The organism is Erwinia sp. CGal63 (assembly GCF_037026505.1).
Taxonomy (GTDB): Bacteria; Pseudomonadota; Gammaproteobacteria; order Enterobacterales; family Enterobacteriaceae; genus Erwinia.
Window position 1 is genome coordinate 1,739,118 of the sequence record NZ_JAKUMN010000001.1, and the last position, 19,820, is coordinate 1,758,937.

A 19,820-nucleotide genomic window follows, 5' to 3' on the forward strand; every position below is an offset into this window, starting at 1 on the left:
AGGCGAATGCATTGAATTCCTTGCTAACCTTACCGCAACGCCCGGATCAGCGATAGCGTTTTGTCGGGCTATTTTGATCCTGTTCAGCCAGCCAGGCCAGCTTTTCGCCAATCTTTCCCTCCAGCCCGCGCGAGGTTGGCTGATAATAGCGCGTCTGCGCCATTTCACCCGGAAAATAGTTCTCTCCGGCGGCGTAAGCGCCCGGTTCATCATGCGCGTAACGATATTCGGCGCCCAGCCCCATCTCTTTCATCAGCTTTGTCGGCGCATTGCGCAGATGTTCAGGCACATCATAATCGGGCCTTTCGCGCGCATCGCGCATCGCGGCTTTAAAGGCGGTATAAACGGCGTTGCTTTTCGGCGCGCAGGCAAGATAGACAATCGCCTGAGCGATAGCCCGTTCGCCCTCAGCCGGGCCTACGCGCGTAAAGCAGTCCCAGGCGGCGATGGCTACCTGCATACCGCGCGGATCGGCGTTGCCGACATCTTCGGAGGCGATAGCCAGCAGGCGTCGGGCGACATAGAGCGGATCGCCGCCGGCGGTGATAATACGGGCATACCAGTAAAGCGCAGCGTCGGGAGCAGAGCCGCGTACTGATTTATGCAGCGCGGAGATCAGATCGTAAAAACGATCGCCTTTGTTATCGAATCTGGCGCTGCGCTCGCCGGAAACTTCATTAAGCAGCTGCGGCGTCAGCAGACGCTCGCCTTTGTCGTTAACCTCCGCCATATCCGCCATCATTTCCAGCGTGTTCAGCGAGCGGCGGGCGTCGCCGTTTACCAGCTCAGCGATCATTCTGCGCGTCTCGTCCGGCAGAACGATATTCTGTTTGCCGTAACCGCGCTCGCTGTCCTTCATCGCCTGATCCAGTACGGTTTCAATATCTTCGCTGGTTAACGACTTGAGTAGATAAACGCGCGCGCGGGACAGCAAGGCGGAGTTCAGCTCAAATGAGGGATTTTCGGTAGTGGCGCCGATAAAAGTGATGGTGCCGTCTTCAATATGCGGCAGAAAGGCATCCTGCTGGCTTTTGTTAAAGCGATGAACTTCGTCAACAAAGAGTATGGTACGGCGTCCGGCATTGCGGTTCTGTCGTGCACGCTCGATCGCTTCGCGGATCTCCTTCACGCCAGAGGTCACGGCGGAAATACGTTCCACATCAGCCTGGCCGTAGCGGCCAATAATCTCCGCCAGCGTAGTTTTACCGGTGCCGGGCGGCCCCCACAGGATCATCGAATGCAAATGTCCGGCTTCGATAGCCCGCGGCAGCGGCTTACCCGCGGCCAGCAGATGCTGCTGGCCGATATACTCGGCCAGCGTACGCGGCCGCATTCGGGCAGCCAGCGGTTGAAAGTCATTGCTCGAGAAATCCAGAGAGAGTGTGCTCACGCTAACCTCACTGACGTTGATCGTCCAGCGTCACGCCTTTCGGCGGCGTAAAGCGGAACTTATCGGGACTCACCGCGCCGTTTTGCTGACTTTTCAGCGTATAGCTGCTGCGCTGCCCGTCCTGCTCAACCGCGCTGAACTGATTGATAGTGCCGTTAGAAGAAACGTTAATCGTAAACTGTTTCAGGTTGCCGTCGGCGGATTTAGGGGTCAGCTCGAAGTTGTCGCCCAGCTGACTGATATTATATTGCTTCCAGTCGCTGCGCTGATTACGAGCGATTAGCATAAACGGTGTATTGCTGGTGGCGTCTTTTAACCAGGTCGCGCTGACCTGCTCGACAAAAGGATTGTAGAACCACAGCGTCTTACCATCCGAGATCAGGATGCTTTCGTCCGGCGCGGTCATATGCCAGTTAAACAGATCCGGGCGTTTAACCCACAGTTCGCCTTCGCCTTCCTGTACGGACTGACCGCTGCCGTCGGTAACTTTTTGCTGAAAGCTGGCGTGAAAACTGGTGACCTTGTCCAGACGCTGTTGCAGATCGGACGAGGCGTCCGCCATTACGCTGGCGGAAGCTGCAAGCAAACAGCAGGTAATCGTGAGTTTTTTCATTTACGGCATCCTTATTGAAACTTTTGTATCCCGGTTAGCGGGCAGGCTTAACTGTAGCCAGGCAGCGACGAAAGCAACAGGGGAATAAGCTGATTACGATGGATATGAGATGGGGACAAAACGCTAAAATTCAACGGGCCGGATTAACCGGCCCGTTACTTTTGACAAAAAATTACATCTCGTGCGGCGGCGGCGAAAGCACCTCGCGGTTGCCATTATGTCCAGGCGGCGACACGATACTTTGCGCTTCCATCTGCTCAATTATACGCGCTGCACGGTTGTAGCCGATGCGGAATTGCCGCTGGACGCCGGAAATAGAGGCGCGACGCTTTTCAACCACAAAGGCGACGGCCTGATCGAACAGCGGATCCAACTCTTCATCACCTTCTAGGCCCAGACCTGCGCTTTCGCTCTCCTCGCCAGCGGTAATGCTTTCGATATACTGCGGACGACCACGCGCTTTCCAGTCCTGCACTACGGCATGCACTTCCTCATCCCGCACAAAAGCGCCATGTACGCGCATTGGCATAGAAGAGTTCGGCGGCATATAAAGCATATCGCCCATGCCCAACAGTGACTCCGCGCCACCCTGATCGAGGATAGTGCGTGAGTCGATCTTGCTGGAAACCGTAAACGCAATACGGGTTGGAATATTCGCCTTAATCAGTCCGGTAATCACATCGACCGACGGTCGCTGCGTTGCCAGCACAAGGTGAATACCGGCGGCGCGAGCTTTTTGCGCCAGACGCGCGATCAGCTCTTCGACCTTTTTGCCTACCGCCATCATCAGATCGGCAAACTCATCCACCAGCACGACGATATAAGGCAGTTTCTCCAGCATCGGCGGCGAGGTTTCCATGCTGTCGCCAGGCTTCCAGAACGGGTCAGGAATAGGCCGTCCCATCTCTTCCGCCAGCTTAACTTTTTCGTTGTAGCCTGCCAGATTACGCACGCCCAGCGCCGACATTAGTTTGTAGCGGCGTTCCATCTCGCCAACGCTCCAGCGCAGCGCATTGGCGGCGTCTTTCATATCCGTAACCACTTCGGTCAACAGATGTGGGATGCCTTCATAGACCGACAGCTCAAGCATTTTTGGATCGATCATAATAAAGCGCACTTCTTCCGGCGTGGCTTTATAGAGCATGCTGATAATCATGGCGTTGACGCCGACAGACTTACCAGAACCAGTCGTACCCGCCACCAGCAGATGCGGCATTTTCGCTAAGTCGGCGACGACCGGCTGACCCGCGATATCTTTACCTAACACCACCGACAGCGGCGAAGGATTGTCGCGGAACTTGTCGCACTCAAGCACTTCACGCATATAAACCGTCTGACGATGTTTATTCGGCAGCTCCAGTCCAACATACGGCTTGCCTGGAATGACTTCTACTACGCGTACCGCAACGGCGGAGAGCGAACGGGCCAGATCGCGCGACAGGTTGGAGATGCGGGCCGCCTTGACGCCAGGCGCAAGATCCAGCTCAAAGCGCGTGATGACCGGCCCTGGCGAGATCCCCACGACTTCCGCCTTGACCCGATAATCGGCAAGGCGCGCCTCCACCAGGCGAGCGGTCTGTTCAAGTGCGAACATATCGACAGGCTCGGCTTCCAGCGGCGGCGGCGTCAACAGATCAAGAGTAGGCAGCGGCGTAGTCGGCTTCTCCAACGGCTGCTCATGACGCACCAGGAAAGGATGGAACAGGCTGTCCTGCTGAATTGGCTCCGCAGGACGAGCAGGCTCCTGCTGCGCCGCTGGCTGCCACGATGGCGCCGCCGGTTGTGTCGGTTCCTGCTGTGCCGCTGGCTGCCACGATGGCGCCGCCGGTTGTGCTGGTTCCTGCTGTGCCGCTGGCTGCCACGATGGCGCCGCCGGTTGCGCTGGTTCCTGCTGTGCCGCTGGCTGCCACGATGGCGCCGTCGGTTGCACCGGTTCCTGCTGTGCCGCTGGCTGCCACGATGGCGCCGCCGGTTGCACCGGTTCCTGCTGTGCCGCTGGCTGCCACGATGGCGCCGCCGGTTGTGCCGGTTCCTGCTGTGCCGCTGGCTGCCACGATGGCGCCGCCGGTTGTGCCGGTTCCTGCTGTGCCGCTGGCTGCCACGATGGCGCCGCTTGTTTTACCGGTTCCTGAGGCTGGGTCTGTTGCTGCCACTGAGGCTGCGTTGTCGGTTCGATCTGACTTGTTTCCGGTGGCAGAGTAAACAAAGGCTCGCCCGGGCCGTCGTCGACAAGATCTGCCATCGGGGAAAAATCGAAGGCACCCGCGGTATCCAGCTTGAAAGCTGGCGAATCCGGCTGCGGTTGCAAATAACGCTGATTTTGCTGTCCGGCGAACTGGCGTGCCAGCTCTGCCTGATGACGGGCTTCCTCTTCGTCTTCAGTGGCGCCATCCATCCTCGATTCACTTTCAGCAGCGGCATGAGTTTCGCCATAGCGTGCCTGCTGCTGGGCTGCAAAAGCCTCACGCAAGTGCGTTTCGTCCTGACTCTGTTCCTCAGGCGTTACCGCAGAGGATTCCTGTAAACGCTGCTCCTCTTCCTTCGCTTTTTCCTCGGCCATTCGCTGTGAAGGCAGCTTGATACCATAAGAAGCCAGCTCGCGACGGGTTGGCAGCTTAACCGGGTTTGGTCGCGGCAGCGTTGGGCCGATCCCCTGCTTAACCTGAGGGTTAGCGGGCGCTGCTTCGCTGGTCGCACTAAAGCCCGGCATAAACGCAGCAGCAGCTGCAGACGCTTGTGCCGCGCTGGCCGCATGCTGCGCCACTTGTTCAGGCTGCGGTGTGGAAAAGTCGAATGGTGACGCTTCGGCTTCACGCCAGTTACCCATTCGCGGCGCATCATCCTCATCGGTGACGGGAAGTGACGGCGCAGGAGTTTCTGCAGGCATTTCAAAACGGTAAAGTTCCGGCGCTTCTGCAGCGGAAGCCTGGCCGACTGGCCGAGCGGAGGCTGGCTGCGGCTGCATCGTTGCGGACGCAGCAGCTGGCTGAACCGATGAAATAGCCGGTGCTGCCGGTGCTGCCGGTGCTGCCGGTGCTGCCGGTGCTGCCGCAGGTTTACTCAACAGCGGATCGTTGTCATCCTCATCCGCATAAATTTTTTCTGGTGCGGCCAGCAGAATATCGTCTTCATCATCATAACGAGCACGTTGATTTGAAACAGGTTTGGGTGCCTGCTCTTCTTCATCATCCTCATACCACTGCTCATCGCTGCGTGAACGTCCGCTGGCAAAGGTCAGTACGCCCATGACGGCCGCGCCGATTTTTTCAGCAATAGTCAGCCAGGACCAGCCGGTATAAAGGGTCAGCCCGGCTGCCCAGACGCAGAGCAGCGTCAGTGTGCCGCCCGCAGAGTTGAACCATGGCGTCATTGCATTGCTCAACAGACTGCCGATTACGCCGCCGGAAGCGAAATACCAGATATCATCGGCGTTAATCGCCGCCAGCCCGCAGGAGGTCACCACCAGCGCCAGCACGCCAATTAAACGCAGCGCCACGGCAAAATAGTCGATGTAATCCTGCGAGTGCCGCTGGCGGAACGTAATCCAGCACAGCCCCAGAATCACCGGAGGAATGGCATAGGCCATTACGCCAAAAATGAAAAACAGCGTATCCGCCAGCCATGCGCCGACGCCACCACCCAAATTATGGATAGGCTCATGCCAGGCGGTCTGCGACCAGCTGGGATCGGAGGGGTTAAAGCTCAACAGCGCGACCATCAGATAGACGGCGAAAAGAGCAACAACAATCAGTAACGCTTCGAGCAGTCGACGGCTGCTGCTGAGCGGCTGTAACGAAACGTCTTTATCTTCTGTATATTCCTGGCTCAAGAGTACTCTCCAGGTGCCTGTAAAATAGGGACGCGACAGCGTCGGGCAAGCCCGACGCTGAAACTGTATGAATTCACAGGAGTGTACCGAAAACTACCAGGTTTTGCACCTGCCCTGTGTTACCGTGTCTTGATGACTAAGCGGTTACTTTGTTTCACTTCTTCCATGACCACATAGGTCCGCGTATCGTTTACGCCAGGCAGGCGCAGCAGGGTTTCGCCCAGCAGTTTACGGTAGGCAGACATATCCGGTACGCGGGTTTTCAGCAGATAGTCAAAATCCCCTGAAACCAGGTGACACTCTTGAGTTTCCTCAAGTTTTTGCACGGCGGCGTTAAATTGTTCAAACACGTCGGGCGCGCCACGATTCAGAGTAATCTCAACAAACACCAGCAGCGAAGCATCCAGATAGTGCGGATTCAGCTGGGCGGTATAGCCAAGAATAAAACCCTGTCTTTCAAGACGACGAACACGCTCAAGGCATGGTGTAGGTGATAAACCTACGCGTTTGGAAAGCTCGACGTTAGAGATGCGCCCATCCTTTTGCAGTTCGTTGAGGATATTGCGATCGATTCTGTCGAGATCTTTTCCAGGTCGTTTTTTATTGTCTACCATTATTATTGTCTCTCTTAATGCCTTCCCTTTGCCTGCCACACCCTGAACGCCTTCTCTGTTGCAGGGTTGTTCTAAGTGAAGTCTGGAGCCTGCTGCGGTTTACCACGCCCATCCGCCTGACGCATGCTGTCTGTCCACACCATGCGTCATGACCAATGACAGACCGAGTCGACCGGGCTGGATGCAGCGCAACAGGGATTATTTGCCCTGTCAGCCCGAATGTCCTCTGCTTCCCACACTGTTTTCGCAAAAGCGCAGCCGATTGTCAAAGTAAAACAACCAAAATCAGTACAACATGCCAGATGTTAAACTGCGTCACTGTTTTATAATGAAAAAATTTCCTTACTGCACCATTTGAATGCAGCTTTTTCCCCGTTTTGGCACAGGCTTGTTGAGGCTCCATAAGGTAAATTGGTTAAACCTTTTGCAGCTATCGCTAACAAAATCGCAGAATGCTTTTTTTGCCGCCCTAAATTCCCTACAATCGAAAAAATGGTTGTCAGCTAATTAATGAGGGTCTCATGAGCAAGGCCAGACACAGTAAATTACTTATTTTAGGATCCGGCCCCGCTGGATATACGGCAGCCGTTTATGCTGCACGTGCCAATCTGAATCCGGTATTGATTACCGGACTGGAAAAAGGCGGTCAGCTGACCACGACCACAGAAGTCGAAAACTGGCCGGGCGACCCGCACGATCTTACCGGCCCAGGTTTGATGGAGCGTATGCACGAGCATGCGGTAAAATTTAACACCGAGATTATTTTCGATCATATCCATAGCGTGGATTTGCAAAACCGCCCTTTCCGTCTGATTGGTGATAGCGGCGAGTATACGGCTGACGCGCTGATTATTGCGACGGGCGCCTCTGCCCGCTATCTCGGTTTGCCTTCCGAAGAAGCCTTTAAAGGACGCGGCGTCTCGGCGTGCGCAACCTGCGACGGATTCTTCTATCGCAATCAGAAGGTTGCCGTTATCGGCGGCGGCAACACGGCCGTAGAAGAAGCGCTGTATCTGGCGAATATCGCTTCGGAAGTTCATCTGATTCACCGTCGCGACAGTTTCCGTGCGGAGAAAATTCTGATCGATCGCCTGATGGAAAAAGTGCGCAATGGCAATATCGTGCTGCACACTAATCAGACGCTGGATGAAGTCATGGGCGACCAGATGGGCGTTAGCTCGCTGCGCCTGCGCTCCACGGTGGATGATTCGCAGCAGGAGCTGAGCGTAGCGGGCCTGTTTGTGGCGATTGGACACAGTCCCAACACGGCGATCTTTAAAGATCAGCTGGAGCTGGAAAACGGCTATATCAAAGTTCAGTCCGGCCTGCATGGCAACGCGACCCAGACCAGCATTCCGGGCGTGTTCGCCGCAGGCGATGTGATGGATCATATCTACCGCCAGGCGATCACTTCCGCCGGCACCGGCTGCATGGCGGCGCTGGATGCCGAGCGCTACCTGGACGGATTGGTTAAAGAATCTCAGTAAATTTTATTACTTTGATGCGATCTTAATGAAGGCGGCCTGTTCAGGTCGCCTTTTTGCTTTCTGCGCTGTACCATTGCCCGCGATTATCCCTGTTAAAGATAAGGCATTCAGTTTTTATGCTGACTGTTTGGCACGCTGGTAGATCATGAAGACATCACGGCAGCAAGAACTTCTCCGCTGGTTGAAAAAACAGCGCGTATACGGCAACGTCTGGTTCAGAGTTTCGCTGCTACTGGGCGTTTCAGGCGCCCTGCTTATCCTTTGCCAGGCGTGGCTGCTCGCTACGCTGTTACAGGCGCTAATTGTCGACGGTGTTTCCCGCGCTACGCTTTTACCCCAGTTTCTGCTGCTTTTTTCCTGCTTTTTCCTGCGCGGATTGCTGGTGTGGCTGCGTGAAAAAGCCGGTTTCGCCTCTGGCTGCGCCATCAGAAAGAAACTGCGCCAGATCTTGCTTGATAAACTCGAAGAAGTGGGGCCGGCCGTTATTTATGGCAGGCCTGCCGGCAGCTGGGCCACGCTGTTACTGGAGCAAATTGAGGATATGCAGGATTACTATGCGCGCTATCTGCCGCAAATGCTGCTGGCGGTGCTCGCGCCCTGTTTTATCCTTATCCTTCTTTTTCCCGTCAACTGGGCGGCGGCGCTGATTTTACTGGTGACAGCGCCACTTATTCCGCTCTTTATGGCGCTGGCGGGCATGGGCGCAGCCGAGGCAAGCCGACGCAACTTTCAGGCGTTGGCGCGGCTTAGCGGCTATTTTCTGGATCGCCTGAAAGGGCTGGATACGCTGCGGTTGTTCAGTCAGGCCGAAGCGGAAACCGGACGCATCCAGACTGCTTCCGCCCGCTTTCGCGAGCGGACGATGGAGGTGTTGAGGCTGGCTTTTCTCTCTTCCGCCGTGCTGGAGTTTTTCGCCTCCGTTTCTATTGCGGTCGTCGCAGTGTATTTCGGCTTTTCCTACCTCGGCGAGCTCGATTTTGGTCACTACAACGCTGGCGTATCGCTCTTTGCCGGCTTTCTTTCGCTGATTCTTGCGCCGGAATTTTTTCAGCCGCTCAGGGAGCTTGGCACTTTCTATCATGCCAAAGCCCAGGCGACAGGAGCGGCCGATACGCTGGAAACATTCTTGGCCGCGCCTCATTTGCAGCCGCAAACCGGTACGCTGACACCCGATTTTAGCGCAGGCATCGCTATCGCTGCTGTCGATTTGATTATTGTCACGCCGCAAGGAACTCCGCTCGCCGGGCCGCTAAATCTTACGCTGGATGCGGGAAAGCGTGTAGCGTTGATTGGCCAAAGCGGCGCGGGAAAAACATCGCTGCTGAATGTTTTATCAGGCTATCTGCCCTATCAGGGATCGCTAAAAATCAACGGCGTTGAGCTACGCGATATTTTGCCGGCCTGGTGGCAGCAGCAGCTTGCCTGGGTAGGACAGAACCCGCACCTGCCCGCAGCGACGCTACGCGAAAATATTGTGCCAGATGGCGCCTGCGATCCGCTCAGGCTGCAGCAGGTTTGCGCGCAGGCTGGCGTGGACGAATTCCTGGCGCGTCTGCCCGCTGGTCTGGAAAGCGTCATTGACGAACAGGCAGCAAACCTGTCTGTGGGACAGGCGCAGCGTATTGCTGTCGCCAGAGCGCTTTATAAATCCTGCCGTTTATTATTGCTGGATGAGCCCGGAGCCAGCCTCGACGGGCCGAGCGAACGGCACGTTAATCAGGCGCTGCTCGCCGCTTCTTTTAATCAAACCACGCTGTTGATTACCCACAGGCTCGATCAGCTTGAAGAGTGGGATGAAATCTGGCTGATGCAAAATGGCAGGATTGCGCAGCAAGGCAATAAAGCGAGCCTGCTGCAGCAGGACGGGCCTTTTAAAGCGCTGCTGGCGCGACGTAAGGAGGCGCTGCTATGAAGCTTTTGCGCCCCTGGCTTGCCCTGCTTCGTCTGCACGCGGGACGCCTGACGCTCGGCATCCTGCTGGCGGTTATCGCATTGCTGGCCAGCATTGCGCTTCTGACGCTTTCCGGCTGGTTTCTGGCGGCCTGCTCACTGGCTGGCGCCGCCGGACTTTACAGCTTCAACTACATGCTGCCCGCCGCTGGCGTCAGAGGCGCGGCTATCATCCGCACTGCCGCGCGTTACGCTGAAAGGATCGTCAGTCACGACGGCACTTTCCGTATCCTGGAACGTCTGCGCGTTTTCACCTTCAGCAAGCTGATTCCCCTTTCTCCCGGCGCGCTTGCCGGTTTTCGTCAGGGTGATTTGCTTAACCGGCTGGTAGCGGACGTGGACACGCTCGATCATCTTTATCTGCGCCTGCTTTCTCCCCTGCTGGGCGCTTTAATCGCGATTGCTGCAGTAACGCTTTTTCTGGGATGGCTGAACTGGCCGCTGGCGCTGATGCTGGGCGGCGCTATGCTGCTGACGCTGCTGCTGCTGCCGCCACTGTTTTACCGGCTGGGTCAAAAAAAGGGCGAAGCCCTTATCCGCTTGCGTTCGCACTATCGCAGCCAGCTGACGACATGGCTGCAGAGCCAGGCGGAACTAAGAATTTACGGTGCCGCGCGGCGTTTTCGCGACCGGCTTGATAAAACTGAAATCCAGTGGCTGCAAGCCCAACGCGATCGCGCCGCGCTGGTTGGCCTGTCCCAGGCGCTGCTGACGGCTATTACCGGCGCAACAGCCGTTGCAATGCTCTGGCTGGGCGCAGGCTGGTTTTCTCATGACGCCAGCCTTGCGCTCTTTCTGTTTTGCGCGCTGGCGGCCTTTGAAGCGCTGGCACCCGTGGGCGGCGCATTTTTACATCTTGGCGAAGTGTTAGCCTCCGCCGCTCGGGTCAATGAAATCATTACGCAAAAGCCGTCCGTGATTTTTCCAGCGGCGAACAGGCAGGCCACTCAGGGCGTTCGGCTGAGCCTGCACAACGTCAGCTTCCGCTATGACAACGGCTTTATGGCGCTACAGGGCATTTCTTTGGATATTGCCCAGGGCGAACATCTCGCGCTGCTTGGCAGCAGCGGCTGCGGTAAATCCACGCTGCTCCAGCTGTTAACTCGCGCCTGGGATCCGCAAAAAGGAAACGTTATTTTTAACGGTCGTCCGCTGTCCGAATGGGATGAAACCGCTTTACGTCAGGCGACCAGCGTTGTTACCCAGCGCATTCACCTGTTCAGCGCCACGCTTCGTGATAACTTGCTGATCGCTGCACCGCACCGCACCGATGAAGAGCTGATCCTTATGCTGCAAAAGGTAGGGTTACAGCAGCTACTTAACGATCCGGAAGGGCTTGACGCCTGGCTGGGCGAAGGCGGCCGCCAGCTGTCCGGCGGGGAGCTGCGTCGCCTGGGGCTGGCCAGAGCGCTGCTGCACGACGGCTGCCTGCTGCTGCTGGATGAACCAACCGAAGGGCTGGATGCGCAGACTGAACATCAAATCCTGGCGCTGCTGCGTGAGGCCGCCTGCGGCAAGACGATGATTCTGGTAACGCATCGTCCGCAGGGCCTGCAGCATTTCGACAGGATTTGCCTTATGGAGAACGGCGCCGTAATCGAACAGGGGTCGCACGTCGAATTAATCTCAAAACGCAGCCGTTATTACGCTTTCCTGCAGCGTATTGCGTTATAGTCATAGCCTCTCGTATTACAGAGACCGTTACCATGCGTCTGATGCAGCTCTCCAGAGAATCATTTAATTTTCCGCCGCCGGAAATGGCGTTACGCGAGCCTAATGGGCTGCTGGCAATGGGCGGCGACCTGAGCGTGCCACGCCTGCTTAACGCCTATCATCGCGGTATCTTTCCCTGGTTTTCGCCGGGCGATCCGATTTTATGGTGGTCGCCCGATCCGCGCGCGGTGCTCTGGCCGGAAAAATTCCATTTAAGCCGCAGCATGAAGCGGTTTCATCGACATTCGCCCTATCGCGTTACGCTAAATCAAAGTTTCAGCGAGGTGGTTGAAGGTTGCGCCAGCGATCGTCATGAAGGAACCTGGATTACGCCTGCGGTGAAACACGCCTGGCAGAAACTTTTCGATGCCGGCGACGCGCAGTCGATAGAGGTCTGGCATCACAATGAGCTGGTCGGCGGCATGTACGGTCTGGCGCTGGGACAAATTTTTTGCGGCGAGTCGATGTTCAGCCGCTGCGAAAATGCCTCAAAAACGGCGCTGCTGGTTTTCAGTCGCTACTTTGCGCAGCAGGGCGGCAGGCTAATCGACTGTCAGGTACTGAATCCCCACACCGCTTCGCTCGGAGCCGAGGAGATCTCTCGCGCCGACTACCTCAAACAGCTTGATTTACTGGCTAAGCAGCCGCTCCCGGTGGAATGCTGGCGGCAGCAAACCCTTTTTTAAAGCCGCGTAACGATGTTTTCCACGCAGAGCGGGATAATAATGGTATAATAAGAGAGCTTGGTATGCGTAAATAAGCCTTTTTGAAGACCGCACTTTCCCCCCGGTTTTGTACCAACTCTTGATTACGTGTTTTCCTGCGCTGCCTGTGCCGCAGGAAGGCCGATGCTGGTGGAATCATCAGCAATTCTTTACATAACGTTCTTAAGTCGGCATTATTTGCCGATTAGAGACAAAGGTTATAACACCCAGAGGATTTGATGGCCAAAGAAGATAATATTGAAATGCAGGGTAAGATAGTGGATTCGTTACCTAACACTATGTACCGTGTTGAGCTGGAAAACGGACACATCATCACTGCCCATATCTCCGGAAAGATACGCAAAAACTATATCCGTATCTCAACGGGCGACCAGGTTACCGTAGAACTGACGCCATACGATCTGAACAAAGGTCGTATCACCTTCCGTATCCGCTAACCTACTCTTTACTGCAGATGCTGGCGCCTGACGCGCCGCACGAGTAAAAAAAAGGCCGAAGAATCTTCGGCCTTTAGTTTTTAGTGCACTGTACCTTCCGCTTTGCGCTTCTCGGCGCTAAGGAAGTGGTAGGTCAGCTGGTTTTTCTCTTTGTCGAGCGCCACCGACACCGACCCGCCATCCACCAGCGAGCCAAACAGCAGCTCGTTCGCCAATGGCTTCTTCAGGTTTTCCTGCACCGTACGCGCCATCGGACGCGCGCCCATCGCTTTATCGTAGCCTTTTTCAGCCAGCCAGTTGCGCGCTTCGTCGCTGACTTCCAGCGAGACGCCCTTCGCATCCAGCTGCGCCTGCAGCTCGACGATAAACTTGTCCACCACCTGATGGATCACCACGCTGTCGAGGTGTTTGAACCAGATAATGTTGTCGAGACGGTTACGAAACTCTGGCGTAAAGATCTTTTTGATCTCTTCCATAGCATCGGTGCTGTTGTCCTGCTGAATCAGGCCGATCGATTTACGTTCGGTTTCGCGCACGCCTGCGTTGGTAGTCATCACCAGCACCACGTTGCGGAAATCGGCTTTACGACCGTTATTGTCGGTCAGCATACCGTTATCCATTACCTGCAGCAGCAGGTTAAAGACGTCCGGATGCGCCTTCTCGATCTCATCCAGCAGCACCACCGCGTGCGGATGCTTGATAACCGCATCCGTCAGCAGGCCGCCCTGATCGAAACCAACATAGCCCGGAGGCGCACCGATCAGGCGACTGACGGTGTGACGCTCCATATATTCCGACATATCGAAACGCAGCAGCTCAATGCCCAGCGCTTTCGCCAGCTGTACGGTGACTTCTGTTTTACCTACGCCCGTCGGGCCGGCGAACAGGAAAGAGCCTACAGGCTTGCGTTCCTGACCCAAACCGGCGCGGCTCATCTTGATCGCTTCGGTCAGGGCTTCAATCGCATTATCCTGGCCAAAGACCAGCATTTTCAGACGGTCGCCAAGCGTTTTCAGCGTATCGCGATCGGTCGCGGAAACGCTTTTCTCCGGGATACGCGCAATACGCGCCACCACGGATTCGATATCCGCCACGTTGACCGTTTTCTTACGCTTGCTGACCGGCAGCAAACGCGCCCGCGCGCCCGCTTCGTCAATCACGTCGATCGCTTTGTCCGGCAGATGGCGATCGTTGATATATTTCACCGCCAGTTCGACCGCTGCCCGTACCGCTTTCGCGGTATAGCGTACGTCGTGATGCGCCTCATACTTAGGCTTAAGACCGTTCAGGATCTGCACGGTTTCATCTACTGACGGCTCGGTAATATCAATTTTCTGGAAACGACGCGCCAGCGCGCGATCTTTTTCAAAGATATTGCTGAACTCCTGATAGGTCGTGGAACCCATCACGCGAATTTTACCGCTGGAAAGCAGCGGCTTGATCAGGTTAGCCGCATCCACCTGGCCGCCGGAAGCGGCGCCCGCGCCGATGATGGTATGGATCTCATCGATAAACAGGATGCTGCTGTTGTCCTGCTCCAGCTGCTTGAGCAACGCCTTAAAGCGCTTTTCAAAGTCGCCGCGGTATTTGGTGCCTGCCAGCAGCGAACCGATATCCAGTGAATAGATCGTGGCGTCTTTCATGACTTCCGGCACGTCGCCCTGCACGATACGCCAGGCGAGCCCTTCGGCGATGGCGGTTTTACCTACGCCGGATTCGCCCACCAGCAGCGGATTGTTTTTCCGGCGACGGCAAAGCACCTGAACGGTACGTTCCAGCTCTTTATCCCGCCCAATCAGCGGGTCGATGCCGCCTACGCGAGCAAGCTGATTAAGATTGGTGGTGAAGTTTTCCATACGTTCCTCCCCGCCTGCTTGCTCTTCGTTAACAGGATTTTCCGCGCCCGAAGCGGGACCGGATTCATCTTTACGCGTACCGTGAGAAATAAAGTTGACGACGTCAAGACGGCTGACTTCATGTTTGCGCAGCAGGTAGGCCGCCTGAGACTCCTGCTCGCTGAAGATGGCGACCAGCACGTTGGCGCCCGCGACTTCGCTGCGGCCTGATGACTGCACGTGGAAAACGGCGCGCTGCAGGACGCGCTGGAAGCTGAGCGTAGGCTGCGTGTCGCGTTCCTGTTCGCTGACCGGCAACACCGGGGTCGTTTGTTCAATGAAGGCTTCAAGCTCCTGCCGCAGAGCCACGATATCAACCGTGCAGGCCTCCAGAGCCTCTCTTGCCGATGGATTACTGAGTAACGCCAGCAGCAGGTGCTCGACGGTCATAAACTCATGTCGGTGCTCGCGCGCTCTGGCGAAAGCCATGTTTAAACTGAGTTCCAGTTCTTGATTGAGCATAGGCACCTCCCCCAATAGATCGCCTTATTCAGGCTTTTTCCAGCGTACACAACAACGGATGTTCGTTCTCCCTGGCGTACTTATTGATATGCGCGACCTTGGTTTCCGCCACCTCAGCGGTGAAAATGCCGCAGATCGCCTTTCCCTGATAGTGAACCGTCAGCATCAGTTGCGTTGCACGTTCAACATCATAAGAAAAGAACTTTTGCAGTACGTCAATAACAAATTCCATAGGTGTATAATCGTCATTATTCAGAATAACTTTATACATTGAAGGTGGCTTGAGGCCTTCACGGAGCTTGTCATCTGCAAGATGTTCAAAGTTAAGCCAGTCGTTAGTGTTTCCCATACGTATCCACTATGAAAACCTTGCCGCCAGCAGCAGACTAACATCATAAAGCGTAAGTTTAGCACGCCCAAAATGCTGTCCGAAGCCGGTGAATATTTGCAACAACCTGCAACTACGCGACCTTCATCACAAAAAAAGGCAATAGCGTTAACTACCTCAAATTTTGATGATTTCGTCCCGGCCCTGACCCTTCATTCGCTTGACGCCTGGTACGATTTCTCTACATTACAGGCGTGTGCTGGATGCGTTTTGACCAGCTTTGAGGCCAATGCCTCACTACCTCACCCATTTGAATGTCTTGCGAGGGATCCAAAAGCATGGAGACGGGTACTGTTAAATGGTTCAACAATGCCAAAGGCTTCGGCTTTATCTGTCCGGTTGGTGGCGGCGAAGACATCTTCGCTCATTACTCCACTATCCAGATGGATGGCTACCGAACGCTGAAAGCCGGGCAGCAGGTTCAGTTTGATGTGCATCAGGGGCCAAAAGGCAATCACGCCAGCCTAATCGTTCCTGTTGATGCCGCAGCGGCAGCCGTTACTGCCTGACCGCTTAATGACTCATTCTGACCAACCTTGCAATAAAATGCCAGCCAGCGTTGCTGGCATTTTTATGGGTAACTTTTACCAACACTAGTAAATTGGCGTCGTCCTGTCATTTTTCAAGGCCATTTCTGCGAAAATTAATTGGCCATGATGCTTTCCGGGTTTCTCTCCTTTATCAGCAGACAAAAATTGTTCTGAATCAAACTCAGCTCGTTTTTTCAGCGCACATGCCCGCTTAAAGGATTAAAGTTGCATTTTAAATGCAACTTTATGGAGGCAGCACCATGTTTTGCGTACAGTGTGAACAAACACAGCGTCGCGCCACGGGCAACGGTTGTACCGGCACGCAGGGCGCCTGCGGAAAGTTAGCGCAGACGTCGGATCTACAGGATTTACTTATCGCCACCCTACAGGGGCTTTCCGCCTGGGCTATAGAGGCGCGTAAGCAAAATATTATTTTGCATGAGATCGATAGCTTCACGCCAAAAGCGCTGTTCGCCACCTTAACTAACGTCAATTTCGATTCAGAACGTATTGCGGCTCTGGCTAAGCAGGCCATCAGCTATCGGCAAGCGCTGCAGGCGCGCTGCCAGCTACCCTGCAACGCGCAAGATCATCCAATGGCGGCAATCGAGCTGGAAAGCGGGGATCTGCAGCAGCTTCAGCGTCAGGCTCAGGCGTTTCGGCCCAATCGTGGAGAAGCGCATGAGGATATTCTCGGCCTGCGCCTGCTCTGCCTTTATGGGCTGAAAGGCGCCGCCGCCTATCTGGAACATGCTCACGTGCATGGCTATTTCGACGAATATATTTATAAGCAGTTCCACCAGATTATGGCCTGGCTGGGCACCGAGCCGGATGAGGCCAGCGAACTGTTGGCGACGGCGATGGCCATAGGCAAAATGAACTTTGGCGTGATGGCGATGCTGGATAAAGCGCAAACCACAGTTTACGGCGCACCGCAACCAGCAATGGTCAACATCAGCCCGGTCGCCGGCAAAGCGATTCTGGTTTCAGGACACGATCTGCGCGACCTGCAACTGCTGCTGGAACAGACCGCGGGCACCGGCGTCAATATCTATACGCACGGCGAAATGTTGCCTGCGCACGGTTATCCGCAGCTGAAAAAACACGCCCATTTGGTCGGCAACTACGGCAGCGGCTGGCAGAATCAGCAGAAAGAGTTCGCCGCTTTTCCCGGCCCGATCGTCATGACCTCCAACTGCATTATCAATCCTTTCCGGGGCGCTTATCAGCAACGTATCTGGACGCGCAGCATTGTCGGCTGGCCCGGCGTTAATCATCTGCCGGACGACGATTTTTCAGCGGTGATCGCTCAGGCGCAGAGCATGGCGGGATTCGCCGACAGCGAACCGGCTCAGACCATCACGGTTGGCTTTGGCCGTCAGGTGCTGCTTGATACCACAGACAAACTGCTGGATCTGGTCGCACAACGGCAGCTCCGGCATGTTTTTCTGATTGGCGGCTGCGATGGCGTCCGCACGCAGCGCAGCTATTTTACCGATTTAGCAAAGTCTGTGCCGGACGATTGCCTGATCCTGACGCTGGGCTGCGGAAAATACCGCTTTAACAAACTCGATTTCGGCACGCTTGACGCGCTGCCCCGTTTACTCGACATCGGCCAGTGCAACGACAGCTACGCGGCTATTATGCTGGCGGTCAGGTTGGCGGAAAAACTCGACTGCGGCGTCAACGAGCTGCCTTTGTCGCTGGTGCTCTCCTGGTTCGAGCAGAAAGCTATCGTGGTGCTGCTTACGCTGCTCTCTTTGGGCGTAAAAAACATCTATACCGGCCCGACGGCGCCCGCCTTTTTGAGCGACAATCTGCTGGCGCTGCTGAACAAGGAGTTTGGTCTGCAGCCCATTTCCACGCCGGAAAACGATCTGGCGACTCTGCTAGGCTGAGCCGGCCTGATAAAAGCGTTTACAGATTAAAGACGGCGCGGAACACCGCTTCCCGCCCTCTTCTTCTTCCAGCTTCGACTATGCTTTTTGCTGAAGATCATCCTGCCATCGGGACGATGACTCATTAAAACCGTAAAGGAGCCAGAGATGAAGCAAACGCTAGCCGCACTGGTGGCTAAAACGCTTGAAAACGCCGGCGTTAAACGCATTTGGGGCGTCACCGGGGATTCGCTTAACGGCCTGAGCGACAGTCTGAATCGCATGGGCACCATTGAATGGATGCCAACCCGCCACGAGGAGGTCGCCGCTTTCGCTGCCGGCGCCGAAGCACAGGTCAGCGGCCAGCTTGCCGTCTGCGCCGGTTCCTGCGGGCCTGGCAACCTGCACCTGATTAACGGGCTATACGACTGCCATCGCAATAACGTTCCCGTGCTGGCTATCGCCGCCCATATTCCCTCAAGCGAGATCGGCAGCGGCTATTTTCAGGAGACGCATCCGCAGGAGTTATTTAAAGAGTGCAGCCATTATTGCGAACTGGTTTCTAACCCCGAACAGCTGCCACAGGTTCTTGGCATCGCTATGCGCAAAGCCATTATCAATAAAGGCGTTTCGGTAGTGGTTATCCCTGGCGATATCGCGCTGCAGCCTGCGCCTGAAGGCGCCAGCGCCGAATGGTATCCGCCGCAGTTCCCTATTGTGCAACCGCCGTCGGCCGAGCTGGCTAAACTGGCTCAGGTGCTTAACGAAGCGAAAAACATCACGCTGATGTGCGGCTACGGCTGCGCGGGCGCCCATGAAGAAGTGGTGCAGCTGGCGGAAACGCTCAAGGCGCCCATCGTGCATGCGCTGCGCGGGAAAGAGCATATCGAATATGACAATCCCTATGACGTCGGTATGACCGGCCTGATTGGCTTCTCTTCCGGCTATCACGCCATGATGAACGCCGATACGCTGGTGCTGCTCGGCACGCGCTTCCCCTATCGCGCCTTTTATCCCACCGACGCCAAAATTATTCAGATCGATATCGATCCCGGCAGCATCGGCTCCCACTGTCATGTCGATATGGCGCTGGTGGGCGATGTCAGAGCCGCCCTGTGCGCGCTGTTGCCGAAACTTGAAGTGAAGCAGGATCGCGCTTTTCTCGATAAGGCGCTGAAACACTATCAGGAGGCCAGAAAAAGCCTGGACGATCTGGCCACCGCTAACGATAAACAGGCGATCCATCCGCAATATCTGGCGCAGCAGCTCAGCGAGCTGGCCAGCGAGGATGCCGTTTTCACCTGCGATGTCGGGACGCCGACCGTCTGGGCCGCGCGCTATCTGAAAATGAATGGCAAACGTCGTCTGCTGGGCTCTTTCAATCATGGCTCCATGGCCAACGCCATGCCGCAGGCGCTGGGCGCGCAGTCGATCGACAGGCAGCGCCAGGTTATCGCCATGTGCGGCGACGGCGGTTTTTCCATGCTGATGGGCGATTTTCTGACCGTGGCGCAGCTGAAGCTGCCGGTAAAGCTGGTGGTGTTTAACAACAGCGTGCTGGGCTTTGTGGCGATGGAAATGCAGTCCGGCGGCTATCTGACCGACGGTACCGAACTGCATAACCCCGCTTTCGCCGATATCGCTAAAGCCTGCGGCGTCAAAGGCATCCGCGTGGAGCGCGCCTCTGAACTGACCGGGGCGATTCAGGAGATGCTGGCGCACGACGGCCCGGTGCTGCTGGATGTGGTCACCGCCAGCGAAGAGCTGGTGATGCCGCCGCAGATTAAAATGGAGCAGGCGAAAGGCTTCAGCCTCTATATGCTGCGCGCCCTGATTAACGGTCGTGGCGATGAAGTCGTCGAGCTGGCAAAAACCAACTGGCTGCGGTAAAACCTTGTAAGAGCTACTAT

At 55.8% G+C, this 19,820-nt stretch carries 14 protein-coding genes; 8 read left to right on the plus strand and 6 right to left on the minus strand.

All coding sequences use genetic code 11. The features are described 5' to 3' along the window. Positions 1–46 precede the first annotated feature (46 nt). The 4 genes from MKZ79_RS07925 to lrp all read right to left on the minus strand — a co-directional run bounded on the left by MKZ79_RS07925 (position 47) and on the right by lrp (position 6,446). Entirely contained in the window at positions 47–1,390 is a 1,344-nt protein-coding gene (locus MKZ79_RS07925) for a replication-associated recombination protein A (protein ID WP_336141073.1), read from the minus strand. Between the two features lie 7 nt (positions 1,391–1,397). Further along, positions 1,398–2,003: an outer membrane lipoprotein chaperone LolA gene (lolA, locus tag MKZ79_RS07930; RefSeq protein WP_336141074.1), complete on the minus strand. Its 606-nt coding sequence runs from the start codon at positions 2,001–2,003 to the stop codon at positions 1,398–1,400. A 172-nt stretch (positions 2,004–2,175) separates the two neighbouring features. After that, positions 2,176–5,832, minus strand: coding sequence for a DNA translocase FtsK 4TM domain-containing protein (locus tag MKZ79_RS07935; RefSeq protein WP_336141075.1), 3,657 nt, complete (start codon positions 5,830–5,832; stop codon positions 2,176–2,178). A gap of 119 nt (positions 5,833–5,951) precedes the next feature. Continuing rightward, positions 5,952–6,446, minus strand: a complete 495-nt coding sequence (gene lrp, locus MKZ79_RS07940) for a leucine-responsive transcriptional regulator Lrp (RefSeq protein WP_006118610.1) — start codon at positions 6,444–6,446, stop codon at positions 5,952–5,954. Between the two features lie 521 nt (positions 6,447–6,967). On the opposite strand from lrp, the gene trxB reads away from it, so the two are divergent. From trxB to infA, 5 genes are all read left to right on the plus strand, one after another. Further along, positions 6,968–7,933, plus strand: a complete 966-nt coding sequence (gene trxB / locus MKZ79_RS07945) for a thioredoxin-disulfide reductase (protein WP_336141076.1) — start codon at positions 6,968–6,970, stop codon at positions 7,931–7,933. Positions 7,934–8,078: 145 nt separating this feature from the next. Then, complete coding sequence (gene cydD / locus MKZ79_RS07950) at positions 8,079–9,845, plus strand: heme ABC transporter permease/ATP-binding protein CydD (protein ID WP_336141077.1); 1,767 nt, start codon at positions 8,079–8,081, stop codon at positions 9,843–9,845. After that, on the plus strand, positions 9,842–11,557 hold the full coding sequence (gene cydC, locus MKZ79_RS07955; protein ID WP_336141078.1) for a heme ABC transporter ATP-binding protein/permease CydC: 1,716 nt from the start codon (positions 9,842–9,844) through the stop codon (positions 11,555–11,557). Before cydD ends, cydC begins: the two co-directional genes overlap by 4 nt. A gap of 32 nt (positions 11,558–11,589) precedes the next feature. Further along, positions 11,590–12,282 carry a leucyl/phenylalanyl-tRNA--protein transferase gene (gene aat, locus MKZ79_RS07960; RefSeq protein WP_336141079.1) on the plus strand — a complete coding sequence of 231 codons (693 nt, stop codon included), beginning with the start codon at positions 11,590–11,592 and terminating at the stop codon, positions 12,280–12,282. Between the two features lie 257 nt (positions 12,283–12,539). Beyond that, positions 12,540–12,758 carry a translation initiation factor IF-1 gene (gene infA, locus MKZ79_RS07965; RefSeq protein WP_336141080.1) on the plus strand — a complete coding sequence of 73 codons (219 nt, stop codon included), beginning with the start codon at positions 12,540–12,542 and terminating at the stop codon, positions 12,756–12,758. Positions 12,759–12,838: 80 nt separating this feature from the next. On the opposite strand, the gene clpA is transcribed toward infA, so the two are convergent. Together clpA and clpS are read right to left on the minus strand one after the other, a co-directional pair. Beyond that, positions 12,839–15,115, minus strand: coding sequence for an ATP-dependent Clp protease ATP-binding subunit ClpA (gene clpA / locus MKZ79_RS07970; protein ID WP_336141081.1), 2,277 nt, complete (start codon positions 15,113–15,115; stop codon positions 12,839–12,841). A gap of 28 nt (positions 15,116–15,143) precedes the next feature. Further along, positions 15,144–15,464: an ATP-dependent Clp protease adapter ClpS gene (gene clpS, locus MKZ79_RS07975; protein WP_336141082.1), complete on the minus strand. Its 321-nt coding sequence runs from the start codon at positions 15,462–15,464 to the stop codon at positions 15,144–15,146. Positions 15,465–15,781: 317 nt separating this feature from the next. Between clpS and cspD the strand changes: the two genes are divergently transcribed. From cspD to poxB, 3 genes are all read left to right on the plus strand, one after another. Further along, on the plus strand, positions 15,782–16,012 hold the full coding sequence (gene cspD, locus MKZ79_RS07980; RefSeq protein WP_336141083.1) for a cold shock-like protein CspD: 231 nt from the start codon (positions 15,782–15,784) through the stop codon (positions 16,010–16,012). Between the two features lie 281 nt (positions 16,013–16,293). After that, positions 16,294–17,931: a hydroxylamine reductase gene (gene hcp, locus MKZ79_RS07985; protein WP_336141084.1), complete on the plus strand. Its 1,638-nt coding sequence runs from the start codon at positions 16,294–16,296 to the stop codon at positions 17,929–17,931. 147 nt (positions 17,932–18,078) lie between these two features. After that, positions 18,079–19,800 carry a ubiquinone-dependent pyruvate dehydrogenase gene (gene poxB, locus MKZ79_RS07990; protein ID WP_336141085.1) on the plus strand — a complete coding sequence of 574 codons (1,722 nt, stop codon included), beginning with the start codon at positions 18,079–18,081 and terminating at the stop codon, positions 19,798–19,800. Positions 19,801–19,820 lie beyond the last annotated feature (20 nt).